Origin of the sequence: Pseudomonas sp. IPO3774 (assembly GCF_013386835.1) — a bacterium.
GTDB lineage: Bacteria > Pseudomonadota > Gammaproteobacteria > Pseudomonadales > Pseudomonadaceae > Aquipseudomonas.
Genome location: NZ_JACAQY010000016.1, coordinates 50,981 through 71,991, shown reverse-complemented (window position 1 = coordinate 71,991; position 21,011 = coordinate 50,981). Strand labels below are relative to the sequence as shown.

The 21,011-nt window shown below is 60.7% G+C and carries 20 protein-coding genes; 15 read left to right on the top strand and 5 right to left on the bottom strand.

What is annotated here, in order from left to right; genetic code table 11:
• Positions 1-26 precede the first annotated feature (26 nt).
• Both HYE77_RS10235 and HYE77_RS10230 read right to left on the bottom strand, forming a co-directional pair.
• Complete coding sequence (locus HYE77_RS10235; RefSeq protein ID WP_003208921.1) at positions 27-896, bottom strand: oxaloacetate decarboxylase; 870 nt, start codon at positions 894-896, stop codon at positions 27-29.
• A gap of 142 nt (positions 897-1,038) precedes the next feature.
• The gene (locus HYE77_RS10230) at positions 1,039-2,166 is read right to left on the bottom strand and encodes an alpha/beta hydrolase (RefSeq protein WP_177068751.1); all 1,128 of its coding nucleotides are present in this window, start codon (positions 2,164-2,166) and stop codon (positions 1,039-1,041) included.
• Positions 2,167-2,329: 163 nt separating this feature from the next.
• On the opposite strand from HYE77_RS10230, the gene HYE77_RS10225 reads away from it, so the two are divergent.
• Positions 2,330-3,169 carry an EcsC family protein gene (locus tag HYE77_RS10225; RefSeq protein WP_177068750.1) on the top strand — a complete coding sequence of 280 codons (840 nt, stop codon included), beginning with the start codon at positions 2,330-2,332 and terminating at the stop codon, positions 3,167-3,169.
• Between the two features lie 216 nt (positions 3,170-3,385).
• Complete coding sequence (locus HYE77_RS10220; RefSeq protein WP_177068749.1) at positions 3,386-5,146, top strand: EAL domain-containing protein; 1,761 nt, start codon at positions 3,386-3,388, stop codon at positions 5,144-5,146.
• Positions 5,147-5,190: 44 nt separating this feature from the next.
• Here HYE77_RS10220 and katG read toward each other — a convergent pair whose 3' ends face one another.
• Positions 5,191-7,461 (bottom strand): catalase/peroxidase HPI, encoded by a 2,271-nt coding sequence (katG, locus tag HYE77_RS10215; protein ID WP_177068748.1) that lies wholly within the window; start codon positions 7,459-7,461, stop codon positions 5,191-5,193.
• A gap of 278 nt (positions 7,462-7,739) precedes the next feature.
• Here katG and HYE77_RS10210 point away from each other — a divergent pair, with 278 nt between their 5' ends.
• Genes HYE77_RS10210 through HYE77_RS10180 form a run of 7 tightly spaced genes read left to right on the top strand, consistent with a single transcriptional unit; the run spans position 7,740 to position 12,925 of the window.
• Complete coding sequence (locus HYE77_RS10210) at positions 7,740-8,330, top strand: amino acid synthesis family protein (protein ID WP_087694298.1); 591 nt, start codon at positions 7,740-7,742, stop codon at positions 8,328-8,330.
• Between the two features lie 42 nt (positions 8,331-8,372).
• The gene (locus tag HYE77_RS10205; protein WP_102368700.1) at positions 8,373-9,206 is read left to right on the top strand and encodes an alpha/beta fold hydrolase; all 834 of its coding nucleotides are present in this window, start codon (positions 8,373-8,375) and stop codon (positions 9,204-9,206) included.
• Complete coding sequence (locus HYE77_RS10200) at positions 9,203-10,684, top strand: aldehyde dehydrogenase (protein ID WP_087694300.1); 1,482 nt, start codon at positions 9,203-9,205, stop codon at positions 10,682-10,684. Before HYE77_RS10205 ends, HYE77_RS10200 begins: the two co-directional genes overlap by 4 nt.
• A gap of 12 nt (positions 10,685-10,696) precedes the next feature.
• On the top strand, positions 10,697-11,182 hold the full coding sequence (locus tag HYE77_RS10195; RefSeq protein WP_010567340.1) for a flavin reductase family protein: 486 nt from the start codon (positions 10,697-10,699) through the stop codon (positions 11,180-11,182).
• Between the two features lie 11 nt (positions 11,183-11,193).
• Positions 11,194-11,583 carry a carboxymuconolactone decarboxylase family protein gene (locus HYE77_RS10190; RefSeq protein ID WP_087694301.1) on the top strand — a complete coding sequence of 130 codons (390 nt, stop codon included), beginning with the start codon at positions 11,194-11,196 and terminating at the stop codon, positions 11,581-11,583.
• Between the two features lie 23 nt (positions 11,584-11,606).
• Positions 11,607-12,359: a GntR family transcriptional regulator gene (locus tag HYE77_RS10185; RefSeq protein WP_177068747.1), complete on the top strand. Its 753-nt coding sequence runs from the start codon at positions 11,607-11,609 to the stop codon at positions 12,357-12,359.
• 2 nt (positions 12,360-12,361) lie between these two features.
• Positions 12,362-12,925: an NUDIX hydrolase gene (locus HYE77_RS10180; protein ID WP_087694303.1), complete on the top strand. Its 564-nt coding sequence runs from the start codon at positions 12,362-12,364 to the stop codon at positions 12,923-12,925.
• A gap of 47 nt (positions 12,926-12,972) precedes the next feature.
• Here the strand turns inward: HYE77_RS10180 and HYE77_RS10175 are convergent, their stop codons facing one another.
• Positions 12,973-13,266 carry a DUF1330 domain-containing protein gene (locus tag HYE77_RS10175; RefSeq protein ID WP_087694313.1) on the bottom strand — a complete coding sequence of 98 codons (294 nt, stop codon included), beginning with the start codon at positions 13,264-13,266 and terminating at the stop codon, positions 12,973-12,975.
• A 68-nt stretch (positions 13,267-13,334) separates the two neighbouring features.
• Here HYE77_RS10175 and ribBA point away from each other — a divergent pair, with 68 nt between their 5' ends.
• From ribBA to HYE77_RS10150, 5 genes are all read left to right on the top strand, one after another.
• Positions 13,335-14,444 carry a bifunctional 3,4-dihydroxy-2-butanone-4-phosphate synthase/GTP cyclohydrolase II gene (ribBA, locus tag HYE77_RS10170; protein ID WP_087694304.1) on the top strand — a complete coding sequence of 370 codons (1,110 nt, stop codon included), beginning with the start codon at positions 13,335-13,337 and terminating at the stop codon, positions 14,442-14,444.
• Positions 14,445-14,672: 228 nt separating this feature from the next.
• Complete coding sequence (locus HYE77_RS10165) at positions 14,673-15,698, top strand: ABC transporter substrate-binding protein (RefSeq protein WP_087694314.1); 1,026 nt, start codon at positions 14,673-14,675, stop codon at positions 15,696-15,698.
• Entirely contained in the window at positions 15,695-16,612 is a 918-nt protein-coding gene (locus tag HYE77_RS10160; RefSeq protein WP_168197505.1) for an ABC transporter permease, read from the top strand. The genes HYE77_RS10165 and HYE77_RS10160 overlap by 4 nt, the downstream gene beginning before the upstream one ends.
• 6 nt (positions 16,613-16,618) lie before the next feature.
• On the top strand, positions 16,619-17,428 hold the full coding sequence (locus tag HYE77_RS10155; protein ID WP_177068746.1) for an ABC transporter permease: 810 nt from the start codon (positions 16,619-16,621) through the stop codon (positions 17,426-17,428).
• Positions 17,429-17,445: 17 nt separating this feature from the next.
• On the top strand, positions 17,446-18,600 hold the full coding sequence (locus tag HYE77_RS10150; protein ID WP_087694307.1) for an ABC transporter ATP-binding protein: 1,155 nt from the start codon (positions 17,446-17,448) through the stop codon (positions 18,598-18,600).
• A gap of 183 nt (positions 18,601-18,783) precedes the next feature.
• On the opposite strand, the gene HYE77_RS10145 is transcribed toward HYE77_RS10150, so the two are convergent.
• Positions 18,784-20,190 (bottom strand): cytosine permease, encoded by a 1,407-nt coding sequence (locus tag HYE77_RS10145; protein ID WP_177068745.1) that lies wholly within the window; start codon positions 20,188-20,190, stop codon positions 18,784-18,786.
• Between the two features lie 321 nt (positions 20,191-20,511).
• On the opposite strand from HYE77_RS10145, the gene HYE77_RS10140 reads away from it, so the two are divergent.
• Positions 20,512-20,997, top strand: coding sequence for a flavin reductase family protein (locus HYE77_RS10140; protein WP_087694309.1), 486 nt, complete (start codon positions 20,512-20,514; stop codon positions 20,995-20,997).
• Positions 20,998-21,011 lie beyond the last annotated feature (14 nt).

The window sequence follows — 21,011 nt, the reverse complement described above, 5'->3', positions numbered from 1 at the left end:
ATCAAGCTCGCTCCTGCAGGGTCATGTCACTCTTGAACATCCATGAACTCTTTGGCCCAGCTCACGTAGGTGTCGGGGAACGTGTAGGTGTGGGTCAGTTCGCTGGCGGTCAGGTTTGACGTGCTGCGCGTCAGGTTGCGCTGTTCGCGAAGGCTGTCGTAGGTGGCCTTGATCGAGGCGAAGTACGCGCCGTGCCCGGCAACCACAATCCGCACACCCAGTTTGGCCAGGCGTTCGTTGTCATTGAGATGCGGGTTGGCGTAGGTCACCAGCATCAACGGCACCGTCAGGCCTTCGGCGATCTGTTCAAGGTGGTCGAAGTCACGGACACCCACCATGCAGATGCCGTCTGCGCCAGCCTCTTGATACGCCTTGGTGCGATGGATAACGTCCTCCACCGGCAGCACGGCGGCGTTGGTCCGCGCGATGATCGAAAGCTGCGGATCGACCCGGGCCTCCAGGGCCGCCTTGACCTTGCCCACGCCCTCTTCCGTGCTGATGAGGTCGGTGGATTTGCGCCCGAACTGCGCGGGCAGCAGGGTATCTTCAATGGTCAGCGCCGAGACGCCAGCACGCTCCAGTTCCTGGACGGTGCGCATCACGTTCAGTGCATTTCCGTAGCCGTGGTCGGCGTCGGCGATCACCGGAAGCTGCGCCACCCGGCCGATGCGGGTGGCCTGCTCGACGAACTCACTCAGGGTAATCAGCGCGAAGTCCGGTGCAGCCAGGACCTGTAATGACGCCACCGAGCCTCCCAGGATGCCGACTTCGAAGCCCAGGTCTGCAGCGATCCTGGCGGACATCGGGTCGAACACCGAGGCGGTGTGAAAGCAGTGTTGGGAGGCCAGCAGCTCGCGAAACGAGCGCCGTAGATCCTGGTGGGAAATTTTCGACATGTTCACTCCTCACTGTCGCCGTATACGCGGGAACGACCAGTGCCAATTCAAAAGTAAGGCTAGCGTATCACGCCGGAAAAAGATGGTTGATGACGTTTGAGAAACTTATACATCACGCTTGGCGGGGGGAAGCCCGCCGCCATTATTTCAACCGTCCCGCCTCACCCAGCCAGGTTGACGCGCCCTGTTGCAACCATTCGGTGGCGGCGGGATTGTGTTTGACCCGGCTATCCAGGAACGCCACACCCATGGCCTGAATCGCGGCCACCTGCTTGGGGTCCGGCGCCGGTTCGCCCGCCATCGGGCCGCCGCCGCCAGGTTTGGCGCCGTGCTTGTGCCCCCGCCCCTTGGGCGCGTCGCCAGACGAAGCACTGCCCTTGTCGGCCCTTTTCGCCGGCCGGCTGAACAGCTCGCTCCCGGACAAGGTCTTGTGCGTCGCACTGTTCAACTCCAGCTGAACACTGCCCGCCGCTGTCACCGACTCGCCCAACACCTCTCGCTGACGGTAAGAGCTGACCCAGTTGAACGGGTCTTCATCCTGCTGGCCGGTCATCGACAGCACGGGCGCCGTTATCCGGGCGAACACGTCCGGCCGGGCATCGGCGTCCACATAAGGGCTGAGCAGCAACACCGCCTTGGGTTGAAGCCCGACACCCGGGGTGGCCCCGGGCTCCAGCGCCCCGGCGAGTGCCTCAGCGGTCTGCGCGCCAAAATCAAAGCCGGCCACCACCACCTGGTTCCAGTCGATGGCCGCCAGTTGCGCGTCGCCTTTGGCGGCCCGTGCCCGAACTTCGCTCAGGACTTTCTGCAAGGTCGACAGCCTGTCACGCAGGGCGGCGGCGGAGTAATGACTGCTCGCCATCCCGCGAAAGTCGCCATATACCGCCTGCTGCGAGGCAAAGATCGACTGATCATGGGCGGGCTCCTGAACCGACAGCACCGCATAACCGGCCTGCGCCCAAGCCTTGCGCCACGCCACCCCGCCCGAGGCCGGCTCACCCAAACCCGGCAAGTAGATAATCAGCGGCAGGCGCTCATGGGTCACCGGTGCCAGCCACGCAACGTTCACCGATTGCTTGTCGAGCTGCCAGGTCGCGCCCCAGCCGGACGTTTCATAATGGGACGGTTGATACGCGGTGCTCAGTTCCTTGTTGACCCGCTCGCTGAATTCGGCCCGCGGGTTTGGCGGATCGCCCGCACACCCCGCAATCAATCCCAGGCCGCCCACCAGGGCGCTCACCGCCAGCCAGTACCGAGGTTGAAGGTTCATTCGATTCACACCGCCGTTCAGTTCAAGGTAACTGGCAGCCTAACCGACCCGCCGGCGAACGCAGCACCCGCGCAGGTAAAGAATGGGTAAAGCGTGACGGCACGATGGCCCTCTTCGCGGGTCTTTGTTTTATCAAAGCCGGAAAAATTTCAAGGAGACGCCTGTGAGCATCAGCGACAATCCCGAGGACTATCAGGATCTCAAGCGGGCCGTCGGTTTGCTGGAGTCACCCTCCCTGACGGCCAGGCTGTCCGGCATGATCGGCTCCCCGATTGAAAGCGCGGTAAAGGCATTGCCGGGGGTGGTTTCCAAACGGATCAATGGCGCGGTGGCGGCAGCGCTGCATTCATCCGCCGGCGCGGCGCTGAAAAGCCTGGACAACAGTCCGAAAAAACCGGCCTCGACCCGGCTGCACAAGGCTTTTGCGGCCACCTCGGGCGCCATCGGCGGGGCCTTCGGTTTCGCGGCGCTGTTTATCGAGCTGCCGATCTCCACCACCATCATGATGCGCGCGGTCGCCGACGTGGCGCGCAGCGAGGGTTTCGACCTGGGCGACTTTTCGACCAAACAAGCCTGCATCGAGGTGTTTGCCATGGGTGGCACCAGCCAGGCCGACGATGCAACGGAGACCGGTTACTACATGACCCGCAGCTTCACCACCCAGGCCATGCAACAACTGTCCAAGGAACTGGCGGGGATCGCCGCCAAGCAGGGCTCCAAGGCCATCAGCAGCTTGTCCCCGGGCCAAGCCGGGAAATGGCTGGCGATCCTCATCGATAAAGTCGCGACACGTTTTGGCTTTACCATTTCCAGCAAGTTCGCAGCCCAGGCCGTTCCGGTGATGGGCGCCTTTACCGGGGCGACGATCAATACGCTGTTCACCCACTTCTACCAGGACATGGCGCGGGGGCACTTCATCGTGAAACGGCTGGAAGAGAAATATGGTTTTGAGCCCATCAAGGATGCGTACATGGCCATCAAGGCGGCGCCCCGGGTGAACTAGAAGTGCGGAAATGCGGGAAAAATTTTTAATGCCGTGCATCCACTTCGCTGCCCCGCGCGTACATTCATCCGCAGGGCGCAAGAATTAGGGAGATACGCAGGAAGAGATCACCCGGACGCCATACCCTTGAGCTATCTGATGAATAGAAAAACAACATCATAATGATGGCACTGTCTGATACCTTGTTGTACGAACATAACCACTTTGAGGATTGTCATGGGCGAAGGCGCTCCTATTCCGCCGAATGAAATTGAACGGCTAAAAGAGGTCGCGAAATTTTGTCCAACCGACAGCGATAGTGATGATGTATTTGAAAAGATCGTCGAGATGGCGTCTGCCTATTACAACGCCCCCATCGCACTGATTTCAATTGTCGATAAACACCGGCAATGGTTCAGGGCACGGGTGGGAATTACAGAAACGCAGACACCGCGAGAAGTGTCTTTTTGCGCCTACTCTACCCTGGACAACGCCCTGCTGGAGGTGTCGGACGCAACGCTGGATGCCCGCTTCAAAGACAATCCCCTGGTCACGGGGCCGCCGCATATTCGTTATTACGCGGGCGCGCCATTGATCACGGAGGATGGCTTTACCCTGGGAAGTCTCTGCATCATTGATACTGTCCCCCGCCCTCCCATGAGCGAGCGTGACAGTGCAATGCTCAACGACTTTGCCGAGCTGGTCATGATGCGCATACAGGGCATGCGGTCCCGCAACTTCGTAGACCAACCGACGGGGCTATTCAATCGACTCAGGCTTGAGGAAGATATACGTCAAGCGCTTAAGCTTGAAAACGCGTGCCATGTGTACGCAGTTGACATTATCTCGCCAAAGTTTCTCAACGATATTGTAAAGGCCCTGGGCTACAGCTTTGCCGGAGACCTGGTTCTGGCGATCAAATCTCGCCTGCAAAACCTGTTACCCGCGCAGTGCCTGCTTTACAAAATCAGCCCGACGCGGTTTGGCTTCATCCTTGAGGAGAATCAAACCACCGAGCACATCTGCGAAAGTATTCTCAAGGACTTCAAAAAGCCTGTTGAATGCCACGGCATCCCCATCCTCATGCAAGTCGGGATTGGCGTGCTGCCCATTCACCACTCCGGCCAGCAAGACTGGCTGCGCCTGCTGGTGAGTGCGGCAGATGAGGCACGTGACCGCAAGCTGGGCTGGTCTCTTTATGAACCCCAGTTTGATGCAGCTCAACAACGCGCGTTCATGTTGCTGAGTTCGTTGCCGGAAGCGGTCAGCTGCGACAAACAGTTCAGCCTGGTGTATCAGCCCAAAGTCAAACTGCCCTCGGGAAGCTGTGATTCAGTAGAGGCATTGCTACGCTGGAACCATCCGTTGCTTGGCCCCATCAGCCCTGCCGAGTTCATCCCCCTGGCCGAAAAAACCGCGTTGATACCGTCCGTTGGATTATGGGTGCTCAACGCAATCATCCGGCAAGCCGCAGCCTGGAAAGCACAAGGCGTGCGCCTGCGAATAGCGATGAACATTACCGTCAGCGATCTGGAAAGCTCCGAGTTCGTGGACGCGATGATTGATGAGCTTCACCGGCATGACCTTGACCCTGCCGACTTTGAACTTGAGTTTACGGAAAGCATGTTGATGACCAACCCTGAGGAAGTCATCCGGCAACTGCAGCGCGTTCGGCAGATTGGCATAGAGGTCGCGGTTGATGATTTCGGCACGGGCTACAGTAACTGGGCGTACCTGAAGGAACTGCCGGCCACTACCGTCAAGCTGGATCAATCATTGATCAGCGGGCTGGGCAGCAATCAAAATGACAAGCAGTTGGTTAAAACCCTGATAGGCCTGGCGAAAGGGCTCGGCTACCGAGTCGTTGCCGAAGGCGTAGAGAACCAGGAAATCCTCGACCTCTTGATACAGTGGGGATGTTCCGAAGCGCAGGGCTACCTGATAGCAAAGCCCATGACCGCAACGGACCTGGAAACCTGGATAAGCCCAGGCCGCTAGCGAACAGGCCCACAGCGTGGGCCTGTAAACGTAAGGCGCCAGTGTCAGGCCAGTTCAAAGCGATCCAGATTCATCACCTTGGTCCAGGCCGCCACGAAGTCCTCGACGAATTTTTCCTCGGCGTCGGCACTGCCATAGACCTCGGACAGCGCCCTCAACTGGGCATGCGAACCGAACACCAGGTCGACCCGGGTGCCAGTCCACTTGACGGCACCGGTCTTGCGGTCATGCGCCTCAAAGGTATCGTGGGTGCCGGTGACTGGCTTCCATTCAACGCCCATGTCCAGCAGGTTCCTGAAGAAGTCATTGGTCAGGGTTCCCGGGCGCTCGGTGAACACCCCGTGCTTGCTTTCCCCGACATTGATACCCAAGACCCGCAGTCCGCCCAACAGCACCGTCATTTCGGGTGCGGTCAATGTCAGCAGTTGCGCCTTGTCGATCAGCAACGCTTCGGCCGACACCTTGTAGTGCCCCTTCTGGTAGTTGCGAAAGCCATCGGCGACCGGTTCAAGGAAACCGAACGACTCGACATCCGTCTGCTCCTGGGAAGCATCCGTGCGCCCTGCCGTGAAAGGCACCGTGGTCTGGCGGCCGGCATTTTGGGCCGCCCGCTCAACCCCCACATTGCCCGCCAGCACGATCAGATCGGCCAGGGAAATCCTTTTGCCTCCCGTCTGTGCGGCATTGAAGTCGCCCTGAATAGCTTCGAGACGCTTCAGTACGCCCGACAGTTGCTCAGGCTGGTTGACCGCCCAGTCCTTCTGCGGAGCCAGGCGCAGGCGCCCGCCATTGGCTCCCCCGCGTTTATCGGAGCCGCGGAAGGTGGACGCCGCTGCCCATGCCGTCGAAACCAGCTGCGAGGCCGTTAGCCCGGCGGCGAGAATCTTTTGCTTGAGCGCCGCCACATCCTGCTCATCCACCAGTGGATGATCGACCGCAGGAATCGGGTCCTGCCACAGCAACTCTTCCGCGGGGGTTTCCGGGCCGAGATAACGCGCAAGCGGGCCCATGTCGCGGTGGGTAAGCTTGAACCAGGCACGGGCAAAGGCGTCTGCCAGTTGGTCCGGGTTGGCCAGGAAACGTCGGGAGATCTGCTCGTACGCCGGATCGAAGCGCAGCGCCAGGTCCGAGGTCAGCATGCTCGGCGCATGCCGCCTGCCGGCGTCATGGGCATCCGGAACCTTGCCGGCGCCAGCACCGTTCTTCGGCGTCCACTGGTGGGCGCCCGCCGGGCTCCTGGTCAGTTCCCATTCAAAGCCGAAGAGGTTTTCGAGGTACTCATTGCTCCATCTTGTCGGCGTCGAAGTCCAGGTCACCTCCAGCCCGCTGGTGATGGTGTCACCGCCCTTGCCGCTGCCGAAGCTGTTTTTCCAGCCCAGCCCCTGCTCTTCCAGGCCAGCCGCTTCCGGTTCCGGGCCGACGTTATCCGCCGGACCTGCGCCGTGGGTCTTGCCGAAGGCGTGACCGCCGGCGATCAGGGCTACGGTCTCTTCGTCATTCATCGCCATGCGACCGAAGGTTTCACGGATATCCTTCGCCGAGGCGACCGGATCCGGAACACCTTCAGGCCCTTCCGGGTTCACGTAGATCAAGCCCATCTGCACAGCGGCGAGGGGATTTTCCAGGTTGCGCTCACCGCCCCCGGTGCGGCTTTCTTCGTTGCCATGGTTCTGCGGTTCAGCCACCAACGGACCATCACCCGGCTGCTGCATTTTCTTTTGCACGCCGTAACGCTCTTCTCCCCCCAGCCACGTGGTCTCGGCGCCCCAGTAAACGTCCTCGTCCGGCTCCCAGACATCCGGGCGACCGCCGGAGAACCCGAAGGTCTTGAACCCCATCGACTCCAGCGCAACGTTACCGGTGAGTACGATCAAATCGGCCCAGGAAATCCGCCGGCCGTACTTTTGCTTGACCGGCCAGATCAGGCGACGGGCCTTATCCAGGCTGACGTTGTCAGGCCAGCTGTTGAGCGGTGCAAAGCGCTGCTGACCGGAACCGGCACCGCCGCGACCGTCGGCGGTACGGTAGGTCCCGGCGCTGTGCCAGGCCATGCGAATGAACAGCGGGCCGTAATGGCCAAAGTCCGCCGGCCACCAGTCCTGGGATTGCGTCATGACATCGCGCAAATCCTGCTTGACCGCTTCAAAGTCAAGGCTCTGGAACGCCTTGGCGTAATCGAAGCCCTCACCCATAGGGTCGCTGAGGGAGGAATGCTGATGCAGGATCTTCAGATTCAGTTGCTGGGGCCACCAGTCTCGGTTCGTGGTGCCGCCACCCGCAGCGTGGTTGAAAGGGCATTTCGATTCAGTTGACATGCTTGGCACACCTTTTAGTGACGTTTTCAAAGATTAGCCTCGTTCGCAGAAAACTCTAATAGCTGCAACGTTATCCCCTGATAGACCTGTTCTTGGGATTGAAAGCCGTCCTGGGGCCCCGCCCTGCATAAGAGCCACTGGGATCTCAAGATCAGAAAAAGCCATCCGCTCGACCTTTTATCGCGCGAACCCATCTTCAGTTTGCTTGCAGCTCTTGCGCTTGCGGTATTATGGTATACCATCATACACAAACCAATCAGCACCCAGGTGGAGCAGCCATGAGTTTTGAAATCCGCAAGATCGTCAGCTATGTAGAAGAAACCTTTATTGAAGGCGGCAAGGCCTCCGACACGCCAGTGACTATGGTGGGCCTGGCTGTCGTCCTGAAAAACCCGTGGCTGGGTCGCGGTTTTGTCGAAGACCTGAAACCGGAAATCCGTGCCAACTGCTCGGATCTCGGCGCACTGATGGTGGAGCGCCTGATTGGCATTATCGGTGGTGCAGACAACATCGAAGCCTATGGCAAGGCCGCCGTGGTCGGTGCCGACGGTGAAATCGAACACGCCTCGGCAATCATCCATACCCTGCGCTTTGGCAACCACTACCGCGAAGCGGTCAAGGCCAAGAGCTACCTGAGTTTTACCAACAAGCGCGGTGGCCCGGGCACATCGATTCAAATCCCGATGATGCACAAGGATGACGAAGGGCTGCGCTCGCACTACATCACCTTGGAAATGCAGATAGAAGATTCCCCGCGTGCCGACGAGATCGTGGTGGTCCTTGGGTGCGCCGACGGCGGCCGCCTGCACCCACGCATCGGCAACCGTTACATCGACCTGGAAGAGCTGGCAGCCGAGAAAGCCCAGTAAGCAAGACCGGTCACCCAAACAAAAAACATGCAGGAGCGCTCCATGATTCAGCTCACCGCTGATCGCACCCCGGCTGGCACCAGTTATCTGGCGACCGGCCAAGGCCAGCCTGTGGTTTTGATCCACGGCGTGGGCCTGAATAAAGAAATGTGGGGCGGGCAAGTCGTTGGCCTGGCCACGAATTATCGCGTGATCACCTATGACATGCTGGGCCATGGCGCCAGCCCGCGCCCGGCTGCCGGCACCCCGCTGCTGGGGTATGCCGACCAATTGCTGGAACTGCTCGACCACCTGCAACTGCCTCAGGCAACGGTGATCGGGTTTTCCATGGGCGGCCTGGTTGCGCGGGCGTTTGCCTTGCATTACCCCGAACGCCTGCAAGGCCTGGTGGTGCTCAACAGTGTGTTCAACCGCAGCGCCGAACAGCGTGCCGGGGTGATCGCACGCACTGCCCAGGCCGCCGAGCATGGCCCGGATGCGAATGCCGAAGCCGCGCTGTCACGCTGGTTCAGCCGCGAGTACCAGGCAGCCAACCCGGCGCAGATCGCTGCGCTGCGTGAAACCCTGGCGGGCAACGACCCCCAGGGCTACCTCACCACGTACGAGCTGTTCGCGACCCAGGACATGTACCGCGCCGACGACCTCAAGGGTTTGCGCGCGCCGACCCTGGTCGCCACCGGTGAACTCGACCCGGGCTCGACCCCGGAGATGGCCCGGCAACTGGCCGATCGCATTCCCGGTGCGACGGTTGCAGTGCTGGCCGAGCAACGGCATATGATGCCAGTGGAATCGCCGCGGCTGGTCAACCAACTGCTGCTGGGCTTTCTTGACACGGTGTACACCCAAAAAAATCCAATAAAGGGGATCGTTGCATGACACTCGCACGCTTCCAGATGTGCATCGGCGGTGAATGGGTCGATGCCCTGTCCGGCAAGACTTTCGACAGCCTCAACCCGGCCCTGGCCGAACCCTGGGCGCAACTGCCCGACGCCGACGAGACGGATGTGGAGCGCGCCGTGCAGGCCGCGCAAAGCGCCTTCGACAGCCCGGCCTGGCGTGGCCTCACCGCTACCGCGCGGGGCAAACTGCTGCGCCGCCTGGGAGATTTGATTGCCGAAAACAAGGAACAACTGGCACAGCTCGAAAGCCGCGACAATGGCAAGCTGATCCGCGAGACACGCGGTCAGGTCAGTTACCTGCCGGAGTTCTTCCATTACACGGCAGGCCTGGCCGACAAGCTTGAGGGCGGCACCCTGCCGCTGGACAAGCCGGACCTCTTCGCCTACACCGTGCACGAAGCCATGGGCGTGGTGGCCGCGATCATTCCATGGAACAGCCCGCTGTACTTGACCGCGATCAAACTCGCGCCGGCCCTGGCAGCGGGTAATACCATCGTGATCAAACCGTCGGAGCACGCCTCGGCGACCATCCTCGAACTGGCGCGCCTGGCCCTGGAGGCTGGCATTCCGCCGGGCGTGGTCAATGTGGTGACTGGCTACGGCCCAAGCACCGGCGCCGCCCTCACCCGCCACCCTTTGGTGCGCAAGATCGCCTTTACCGGCGGCGCAGCCACGGCGCGGCACGTAGTACGCAGCAGCGCCGAGAACTTCGCCAAGCTGTCGCTGGAACTGGGCGGCAAGTCACCGAACATCATCTTTGCCGATGCCGACCTCGACAGCGCCATCAATGGTGCGATTGCCGGGATATACGCGGCGTCGGGGCAAAGCTGTGTGTCTGGCTCGCGCCTGCTGGTGCAGGATGAAATCTACGACGAATTCGTCGAGCGCCTGGTAGAGCGCGCCAAACGCATTCGCATCGGCAACCCGCAGGACGACGCCAGTGAAATGGGCCCCATGGCCACCGCACAGCAACTGGCCGTGGTCGAAGGCCTGGTGGCGGATGCCATCGCTGAAGGTGCGCGCCTGCGTACCGGTGGCAAGCGTCCGCAGAACCTGGGCGAAGGCTGGTTCTATGAGCCGACCCTGTTCGAGTGCGACCGCAACTCGATGAAGATCATGCAGGAAGAAGTGTTCGGCCCGGTGGCCTCGGTCATCCGTTTCAAGGACGAAGCCGAAGCCCTGGCCATCGCCAACGACTCTCAGTTCGGCCTCGCCGCCGGCATCTGGACCCGCGACCTCGGTCGTGCCCACCGCCTGGCCCGCGACGTGCGTTCGGGGATTATCTGGGTCAACACCTACCGCGCCGTCTCGGCCATGGCGCCCATTGGCGGCTTCAAGAACAGCGGCTATGGACGTGAAAGTGGCATCGATTCGGTACTGGCTTACACCGAGCTGAAGACGGTGTGGATCAACCTTTCCCAGGCGCCCATGCCTGATCCTTTTGTGATGCGTTAAGAGACCCCGACCATGATCGAACCCGGCATTTACAAAGACGTCATGAGTTCATTCCCGTCCGGGGTGACGGTCGTCACTACCCTCGACCCGGATGGCGGCATCGTCGGCATCACCGCCAGCGCATTCAGTGCGCTGTCGATCGACCCGGCACTGGTCCTGTTCTGCCCCAACTATGCATCGGACACCTATCCGATCCTGCGCGACAGCAAGCGCTTTGCGATTCATTTGCTGTCCGCCGACCAGACCGCCGAAGCCTATGCCTTTGCCAGCAAGGGGAAGGAAAAGGCCAAGGGCATCGAGTGGCACTTGAGCGAACTGGGCAATCCGCTGCTGGCCAAGGCCACGGCGATCATCGAGTGCGAGTTGTGGCGCGAATACGACGGTGGCGATCACGCGATCATCGTCGGAGCGGTGAAAAACCTGATCCTGCCCGAGCAACCGGTCACACCGATGATCTACCACAAGGGCAAGCTGGGCCCGCTGCCCACCCTGGCCTGAGGAGCTGATTGATGAGCGACGACAAGTACCAACGGGGCCTGAAAATCCGTACGCAAGTGCTGGGCGAAGCCTATGTGCAACGTTCGATCGAGAACGCCGACGACTTCACTCGCCCCCTGCAGGAGATGGTCACCGAATACTGCTGGGGCCATGTGTGGGGCCGTGAGGGTTTGTCGCTTAAAGAACGCAGCATGATAAACTTGGCGATGATTTCGGCCCTCAATCGGCCCCATGAACTCAAGCTGCACGTGCGCGGCGCCTTGCGTAACGGGCTGAGTCGTGAACAAATACGCGAAATTCTGCTTCAGGTCGGCATTTATTGCGGGGTTCCCGCCGCCGTGGACAGTTTCCGACTGGCCCGTGAAGCCTTCGCCGAAACCGACGCCGAGGCCTCCAGTTAACCGCAACATTCAGAGCAGCCCCCATGAAACGCCTGCCACTCGACGACAGCTTCAAGGTCAATCACAACCCGGTCACCCTGCGCGAAATCGTGCTGGCAAAACTGCGCAGCGCCATCATGAACTTCCAACTGCTGCCGGGTGACCGCCTGGTGGAACGCGACCTTTGCGACCGCCTCGGCGTCAGCCGCACCTCGGTGCGCGAAGCCTTGCGCCACCTGGAGTCCGAAGGCCTGGTGGAGTACGCCGATGCCAAGGGCCCGCAAGTGGCGATCATCACCCTGGCCGATGCCGTCGACATCTATGAACTGCGTTGCGTGCTCGAAGGCTTGATCGTGCAGTTGTTCACCCTGCGCGCCAAGGCCAAGGACATCAAGGCACTGGAAAAAGCCCTCGAGGAAAACCGCAAGGCCCTCAAGGACGGTGAGCTGCAACAGGTCATTGATTCGGTACAAGGATTCTACGACGTGTTGCTCGAAGGCTCCGGCAACCACGTGGCGGCCACCCAACTGCGTCAGTTGCAGGCACGTATCAGCTACTTGCGCGCGACCTCGGTATCCCAGGAAAACCGTCGCGGTACCAGCAACCAGGAAATGGAGCGTATGGTCCAGGCGATCAAGAGCGGCGACCCGCTCGCCGCCCACCAGGCCTGTGTCGACCACGTGCGCGCCGCCGCCGCCGTGGCCCTGGATTACCTCAAGCGCAAGCAGGAAGAGACCGGCAAGATCCCCGAGATCACACTGCCCATCGCCCTCAAAGAACCGCGCATAGGTCACTGACCATGCCCAGCCCCAGTTTTTGCCCGACATGTGGCAGCAGTGACCTCGGTCACCAGCTGCCACCGGGTGATACCCATGAGCGCCTGATGTGCCGGGGCTGCGGCTACATCCACTACATCAACCCGAAGATTATCGCCGGCTGCATCATCGAGCAGGACGGCAAATATCTGCTTTGCCAGCGGGCCATCCCGCCGCGTCCTGGCACCTGGACGCTGCCGGCCGGCTTCATGGAAGGTGGCGAAACCACTGAACAGGCCGCACTACGCGAAGTCTGGGAAGAAAGCGGCGTACGCGCGGAGATCCTCTCGCCCTACTCGATTTTCAGCGTGCCGAAGATCAGCGAGGTGTACATCATCTTCCGCGCCATCGCGCTGCAGATCACCGGCCAGTTCGGGCCGGAGACCCTCGACTACAAGTTCTTCGCGCCCGAGGACATTCCCTGGGACAGCATCTACTACCCGGCGATCCGGCAGATCCTCGAGCGTTATATCGAGGAACGCCAGGCTGGGGTGTATGGCATCTACATCGGTAACGACGACAGCGGCAAGATTCACTTCATCCGCTGATCGTCAGACCCGACACGGATCAAAAATGTGATGTATGCCTGATACCCCTAAGGCACCAGCCCTTCCACGATGATGATCTGCGCCTCGCCCGCCCCTTCACGACGCGCCTTTGCCTCCTGATACTCCGCAGACTCATAACAGGCCAGCGCCTGCTCGTAGCTGTCGAACTCGATCACCACATTACGTTGCCTGGCAGGCCCGCCTTCCATCGCGGCGCTGCGCCCGCCCCTGGCCAGGAAGCGCCCGCCAAACTTCGCGAAGGCCGCAGGCGCGCGCTGGGTGTACTGCGTGTACTGCTCTGCATCGGACACATTTACATGGGCAATCCAGTAAGCCTTCATCGTGACATCCTCTTGCTTGGTTTTGTGGTATACCATAATACATACAACCAATAAATCGAGCAGCCACCATGTCTTTCAACAACATCGCAGACATCATCGAAGACTACCGCCAAGGCAAAATGGTGCTCCTGGTGGACGACGAGGATCGGGAGAACGAAGGCGACCTGTTGCTGCCCGCGGTGTGCTGCACCGCCGAGACTATCAGCTTCATGGCCCGGGAAGCGCGTGGCCTGATTTGCCTGACCCTCACCGACGAACACTGCCAGCGCCTCGGCCTGCAGCAGATGGTGCCGAGCAATGGCAGCGTGTTCAGCACCGCGTTTACCGTGTCCATCGAAGCCGCCACCGGCGTGACCACCGGCATCTCCGCCGCCGACCGGGCGCGCACGGTGGCCGCGGCCGTGAATGCCGATGCGGGGCCGGCCGACATCGTGCAACCGGGGCATATTTTCCCGTTGCGCGCCAAGGATGGCGGCGTGTTGACGCGCGCCGGGCACACCGAAGCCGGTTGCGACCTGGCGCGCCTGGCCGGGCACACACCAGCCTCGGTGATCGTCGAAGTGATGAACGATGACGGCACCATGGCACGTCGCCCTGACCTTGAGGTGTTCGCGCACAAGCATGGGATCAAGATCGGCACCATCGCCGATCTGATCCACTACCGCCTCAGTACCGAGCGCACCGTAGTGCGCATCGGCGAGCGCGACCTGCCCACAGTGCACGGCACGTTCCGCCTGATCACCTTTGAGGACCGCATTGATGGCGGCGTGCACATGGCGATGGTCATGGGGCAGTTACACCGCGACACGCCCGCCCTGGTGCGCGTGCACGTGATCGACCCGCTGCGCGACCTGGTGGGCGCCGAGTATAGCGGCCCCTCCAACTGGACCTTATGGGCCGCCCTGCAACGCGTCGCCGCAGAAGGCAGCGGCGTGGTGGTGGTGCTGGCCAATCATGAATCCTCCCAGGCCCTGCTCGAACGCGTCCCGCAGTTGACCCAGACGCCGCGCCAGTTCAGCCGTTCGCAGTCGCGGATCTATTCGGAAGTCGGCACCGGCGCGCAGATATTGCAGGACCTTGGCGTCTGCAAGCTGCGCCACCTTGGCCCTCCGCTGAAATACGCCGGGCTGACAGGCTACGACCTGGAGGTGGTGGAAAGCATTCCGTTCACCGAATGACGGATAACCGGTAAGGCAAAGTGCTTGCACAAAGCTTGGAATACCATAATATGATATTCCATCGACCGAGTACTTTTGCCAAGTGCGCATGCCAGGGATAGCGCCAGTAACAAGCCTTGGTACGGTCGACTTTTGAGGCTTCGCAATAGCGGCTTCGAGAGACCTACTGCTCCCGATAGGCGGGCATTACCAGGCCCGCTCAATAACAAAACAAATGAGGGCGTGAAAATGGTGTTGAACAAACGTGCAACCGCGATGCTGTTCGCGGGTTTGCTGGCCACGGCCACTCACGCGGCCCTGGCGGCCGAAAGCGTCAATTTCGTGAGCTGGGGCGGTAGCACCCAGGATGCGCAAAAGCAGGCGTGGGCCGATCCTTTCAGCAAGGCCAGCGGGATCACTGTGGTGCAGGACGGTCCCACCGACTATGGCAAGCTCAAGGCCATGGTCGAGAGCGGCAACGTGCAGTGGGACGTGGTAGACGTGGAGGCTGACTTCGCCTTGCGCGCCGCCGCTGAAGGGCTGCTCGAACCCCTGGATTTTTCGGTGATCCAGCGCGACAAGATCGACCCGCGGTTTGTCTCCGACCATGGCGTCGGCTCGTTTTTCTTCTCCTTCGTACTCGGCTACAACGAGGGCAAGCTCGGCGCTGGCAAGCCACAGGACTGGGCCGCGCTGTTCGACACCAAAACCTACCCCGGCAAACGTGCCCTCTACAAATGGCCAAGCCCTGGCGTACTCGAACTGGCGCTGCTGGCTGACGGCGTTCCCGCCGACAAGCTCTACCCCCTGGACCTGGACCGCGCCTTCAAGAAACTCGACACCATCAAGAAAGACATCGTCTGGTGGGGCGGCGGCGCACAGTCCCAGCAACTGCTGGCCTCGGGCGAAGTCAGCATGGGTCAGTTCTGGAACGGCCGCATTCATGCCCTGCAGGAAGATGGCGCACCCGTAGGCGTAAGCTGGAAACAGAATCTGGTGATGGCGGACATCCTGGTCGTGCCTAAAGGCAGCAAAAACAAAGGCGCGGCGATGAAGTTCCTGGCCAGTGCCAGCAGCGCCAAGGGCCAGGCCGACTTCTCTAACCTGACCGCTTATGCACCGGTGAACATCGACAGTGTGCAGCGCCTGGACTCAGTGCTGGCGCCCAACCTGCCGACGGCGTATGCCAAGGACCAGATCACCCTCGATTTCGCCTACTGGGCCAAGAACGGTCCGGCCATTGCGACACGGTGGAATGAATGGCTAGTCAAATGAAAATGACGGCAACCACGCCGACCGGGAGCGCCCTCGGCGTTGCTGGCGCAGTTTCCTGCAAACCAGGTGCGCCATCCCTGGCGCAGCGCTGGCGGGGGTCGAGCAACCTGATCCCGGCGCTGCTGTTCCTCGGCCTGTTCTTCCTCGCGCCGCTGATCGGCCTGTTGCTGCGCGGCGTGCTGGAGCCCGTACCGGGCCTTGGCAACTATGAGCAACTGTTCGCTAACTCGGCATACGCCCGGGTACTGCTCAATACCTTTTCGGTGGCCGGCCTGGTGACCCTGTTCAGCCTGTTGCTGGGCTTCCCGCTGGCCTGGGTGATTACCCTGGTACCACGCGGCTGGGGGCGCTGGATCCTGAACATCGTGCTGCTATCGATGTGGACCAGCCTGCTCGCCCGCACCTATTCATGGCTGGTATTGCTGCAAGCCTCCGGGGTGATCAACAAGGCACTGATGGCGATGGGCATCATCGACCAGCCGCTGGAGATGGTGCACAACCTGACCGGCGTGGTGATCGGTATGAGCTACATCATGATCCCGTTCATTGTGCTGCCATTGCAGGCAACCATGCAGGCCATCGACCCGATGATCCTGCAGGCCGGCTCCATCTGCGGTGCCAGCCCTTGGACCAACTTCTTCCGGGTGTTCCTGCCGCTGTGCCGACCGGGGTTGTTTTCCGGCGGCTTGATGGTGTTTGTGATGTCCCTCGGTTACTACGTCACCCCGGCGCTGCTCGGCGGCGCGCAGAATATGATGCTGCCTGAGTTCATCATCCAGCAGGTGCAGTCGTTCCTCAACTGGGGCCTGGCGAGTGCCGGCGCCGCATTGCTGATCTTTATCACGCTGGTGCTGTTCTACTTCTACCTGAAGCTTCAGCCGGAATCCCCGGTTGGCGCCAGCAACGCGAGGTAAGCCGTCATGCTCCTGACTTCCAATGCCATGAGCCGCAGGATGCGCCTGGGCCTCTACACCACCACCGGCATGATTGGCCTGTTCTTGCTGTTGCCGATCGTGTTCATCGTGTTGCTGTCGTTCGGCTCATCCCAATGGCTGGTGTTCCCGCCACCGGGCTGGACGCTGAAATGGTACGGCCAGTTCTTCTCCAATGCCGACTGGATGAACGCGGCGGTAGCGAGCCTCAAGGTTGCGGTACTGACCACCGTGTTCGCCGTGGCGCTGGGCCTGCCCACCGCATTTGCCCTGGTGCGTGGGCGATTTCCTGGCCGCGAGTTGCTCTACGGCCTGTTCACCCTGCCGATGATCGTGCCGTTGGTGATCATCGCGGTGGCGGTGTACGCACTGTTCCTCAAGCTCGGCTATACCGGCACGATGTTCGCCTTTGTAGTGAGCCATGTGATTGTCGCGCTGCCGTTCACCATTATCTCGATCATCAACTCGCTCAAGCTGTTCGACCAATCGATTGAAGATGCGGCGGTGATCTGCGGCGCATCGCGCCTGCAGGCCTTATTCAAGGTGACATTCCCGGCGATTCGCCCGGGAATGGTGGCCGGCGCGTTGTTCGCCTTTCTCGTCTCATGGGACGAAGTGGTGCTCAGCGTGATGATGGCCAGCCCGACCCTGCAAACCCTTCCCGTAAAAATGTGGACCACCCTGCGCCAGGACCTGACGCCTGTGATTGCCGTCGCCTCGACGTTGCTGATCGGCCTCTCGGTGCTCGTCATGGTCATCGCCGCCGCCCTTCGCCGGCGCACAGAAACCCGCGCTTGAGCGCCCAGGAGCAAGACATGAGTGCAGTGATCCAAGATACCGCGCAAAACCATGGCCAACCCCTGGTCAGCTTGCGCAACCTGAACAAGTACTACGGTGAATTTGCCGCCGTGGATAACATCTCGCTGGACATCAAGGACGGCGAATTCCTGACCTTCCTCGGCTCCAGCGGCTCTGGCAAAAGCACCACCCTGTCGATGCTCGCAGGCTTTGAAACGCCAAGCAGCGGCGAGATCCTGGTGAGCGGCCAATCCCTGGTCAATGTGCCGCCGCACAAACGCGACATCGGCATGGTGTTCCAACGTTACTCGCTGTTCCCGCATTTGTCGGTGCGCGACAACATCGCCTTCCCCCTGGCGATTCGCAAACTGGCCAGCGCCGAGCGCGAGAAGCGCGTCGACGCCATGCTCAAGCTGGTGCAGCTTGAGCAATTTGCCCATCGCCGCCCTTCGCAACTCTCCGGCGGCCAGCAGCAACGCGTCGCCATCGCGCGGGCGCTGGTGTACGAGCCGCGCATCCTGCTGATGGACGAACCCCTCGGCGCCCTCGACAAAAAACTGCGTGAAGACCTGCAGGACGAACTGCGCCAATTACATCGGCGCCTGGGCATCACCATCGTCTACGTAACCCACGACCAGGAAGAAGCCATGCGCCTGTCCCAGCGCATCGCGATTTTCAGCCACGGCAAGATTGTCGGCCTGGGCAGTGGCTACGACCTGTACCAGAACCCGCCAAATGCGTTTGTAGCCTCGTTCCTCGGTAACTCCAACTTCCTCAAGCTCAAGGCGCAGGGGAATGCGGTGGCATCGTTTGAAGGCCAATCGCTGTCGATCCGCCTGACCAGCGGCTTGCAAACCGAGCAGGAGGTGCTGTTGATGGTACGCCCGGAAAAAGCCTTGGCGCTGAGTGTCGAGCAAGCTACCGAGCAGGCATTGGCGGCGGGTTGGAATGAGGTGTCAGCGATTGTAGGCGAGGTGCTGTTCCTCGGCGAAAGCCAGACCTGCACCGTAAAAACCCTTGGCGGCACCTCGATGACAGTCAAGGCGTTGTCTGCTGCGGGCATGCCACTCAAGGCCGGCGACCCGGTGCGCGTGCGCTGGGCCACGGCGGATGCTTGCGTCTATACCGCATGGGCTGAAAGCGATCTGAACAAGGCCGCCGGCGCCCATTGAGTCACCCTTGGGCCGCCACAACGTCGGGTTGTGGCGGCCTTTTTTTGCCTGCTAACATTGGACCTGGCCGGATGTCATTGATCATCAAGCCAGCTTGCTACAAGGATACGGCTGCATCGGCAGGCCTTAACTGCAGATAAAAAAATGCCCGGCATTGGCCGGGCATTTCAGTTCATTCGATGATCAGTCGGTATAGCCCAACTTTACCGTCCTCATCTTCCGGCTATGCTCGCGCGTCGCCAGGCAGTAATACAGCGGACACGTCACCAACAACCCCACCAGCCACGACAGGTCTGCGCCCTCTACCAGATTGGCCCATGGCCCCACGTACAGCGACGTATTGGCAAACGGCAGTTGCACGATGATGCCGATGAAATACGCCACGATCGCATGCAGGTTAAAGCGTCCGTAAACCCCGCCGTCCGCCTGAAAGATCGACGCAATGTCATAGGCGCCACGCTTGATGATGTAGAAATCGATCAGGTTGATCGACGCCCACGGCACCAGCACCAATAGCAGCGCAAGGATCAGGCCGATAAATTGCGAGATGAAGTCCGCCGACGCGCCCAATGCCACCACGCAGCATCCGGCCAGCACCACGCTGGACAGCACCACACGCACTTTGATGCCGGGTGTCCACTGGCTGGCGAAGGTCTGGATCGAGGTGATGATCGACAGCACCGCACCATACAGATTCAGGGCGTTGTGGCTGATGATATTGAGCAGAAACAGCACCATCAGGATCGACCCCAGCCAGCCGGTGGCTTGCTTGACCGCGACCATCGCCTCAGTGCCTTCGGGTGTCGCCAGGGCGGCGACCAAGCCAAAGGAGAACGACAAAATGGTGCCGAGAGTGGCCCCCAGGTAGGTGGCGACAAAGGGTCGGGTGATGCCGATATCAGCCGGCAGGTAGCGCGAATAATCGCTGGTATAGGGGGAGAAGCTGATCTGCCAGATCACTCCCAACGACACCGTCGCCAGCCAGCCGGCCGGATTGAAGCCGCCACGGGTGAGGAAGTCTGCCGGCAGGTCGTGGGAAAAAATGTAGAGGAAACCCGCCAGCAATGCGCTGCCCATCACCCAGGTGCCGATGCGGTTCAGGGTATGGATAAAGCGATAGCCGATCACGCCAATGGCCGTGGCGCTGAGCGCGCCGATCAGGATGCTGGCCGGCACCGGTACCGACGGCACGATGCCGACGATGGACTTGCCCGCCAGCACAATGTTGGAGATGAAAAAGCCAATGTAGATCAGGGCCGCGAAGAAAACGATCAGCAGCGCTCCGTAGCGCCCGAACTGACCCCGGCTCTGCACCATCTGCGGGATGCCCATGCGCGGGCCCTGGGCCGACGCGAGGGCAATGACAATACCGCCGAGCATGTGCCCGAGAGCAATCGCCAGCAGCCCCCACACCAGGTTGAGATGGAACACCTGAGTCACCATAGCGCCGGTGACGATGGGCAGCGGTGCAATGTTAGTGCTGAACCATAGGGTGAACAGGTCGCGGGCCTTTCCATGGCGCTCCGCGAGGGGGACGTAATCGACCGTGTGATTCTCGATCAGGGGATCTTGCCGGGACATCTGGGGCATGGAAATGAACTCGCGTTTGTCTGATCTTATAGTTGTTTGACGCCAAACCGGGGGAGCTCTCTGGCCACCCCCATACGAACACCATATTATGGTATTCCAACATTTTCACAAGACTGATCCGTAGTCCTGGCACGCATCTGATCCGCTATTGTGCCACACGGCCCCTCTTCATTCAGCGGGCTAACCCCCGTATTCATTGGCTATAAGACCAAAGGTCAACGTTCATCGGCCGCCTGAAAAAGCCCTTGATTAGATTGTATTACGGTATACCATCAGACCTACAAATCTATAAAATCCGCTTCACCCTACGAGGACCGTCCCATGATCGATGCCGCCATCTACAAACAAGTGATGGGTTCGTTTCCGTCCGGAGTCACCGTGATCACCACGCTCGATGATGACGGGCAGATAGTCGGACTTACCGCCAGTGCGTTCAGCTCGTTGTCCATGGAGCCGGCCCTGGTGCTGTTCTGCCCCAACTACAGTTCCGACTCCTATCCGGTGCTGATCAAGAACCAGCGCTTTGCCATTCATGTGCTGTCCGGTGGGCAGCAAAGCGAAGCCTATGCTTTTGCGCGCAAGGGCAAAGACAAGGCGCAGGGCATCGAATGGACGTTGAGTGAACTGGGCAACCCGATCCTCGCCAATGCCACGGCGGTGATCGAGTGCGAGTTGTGGCGTGAGTATGAAGGCGGTGACCATGCAATCATGGTCGGTGCGGTGAAGAACCTGATCGTGCCCCGGCAGAACGCCGGGCCACTGGTGTATTGCCACGGCAAGATGGGCGCCCTGCCCGCCATTGCCTGATCGTTACCGTTGCA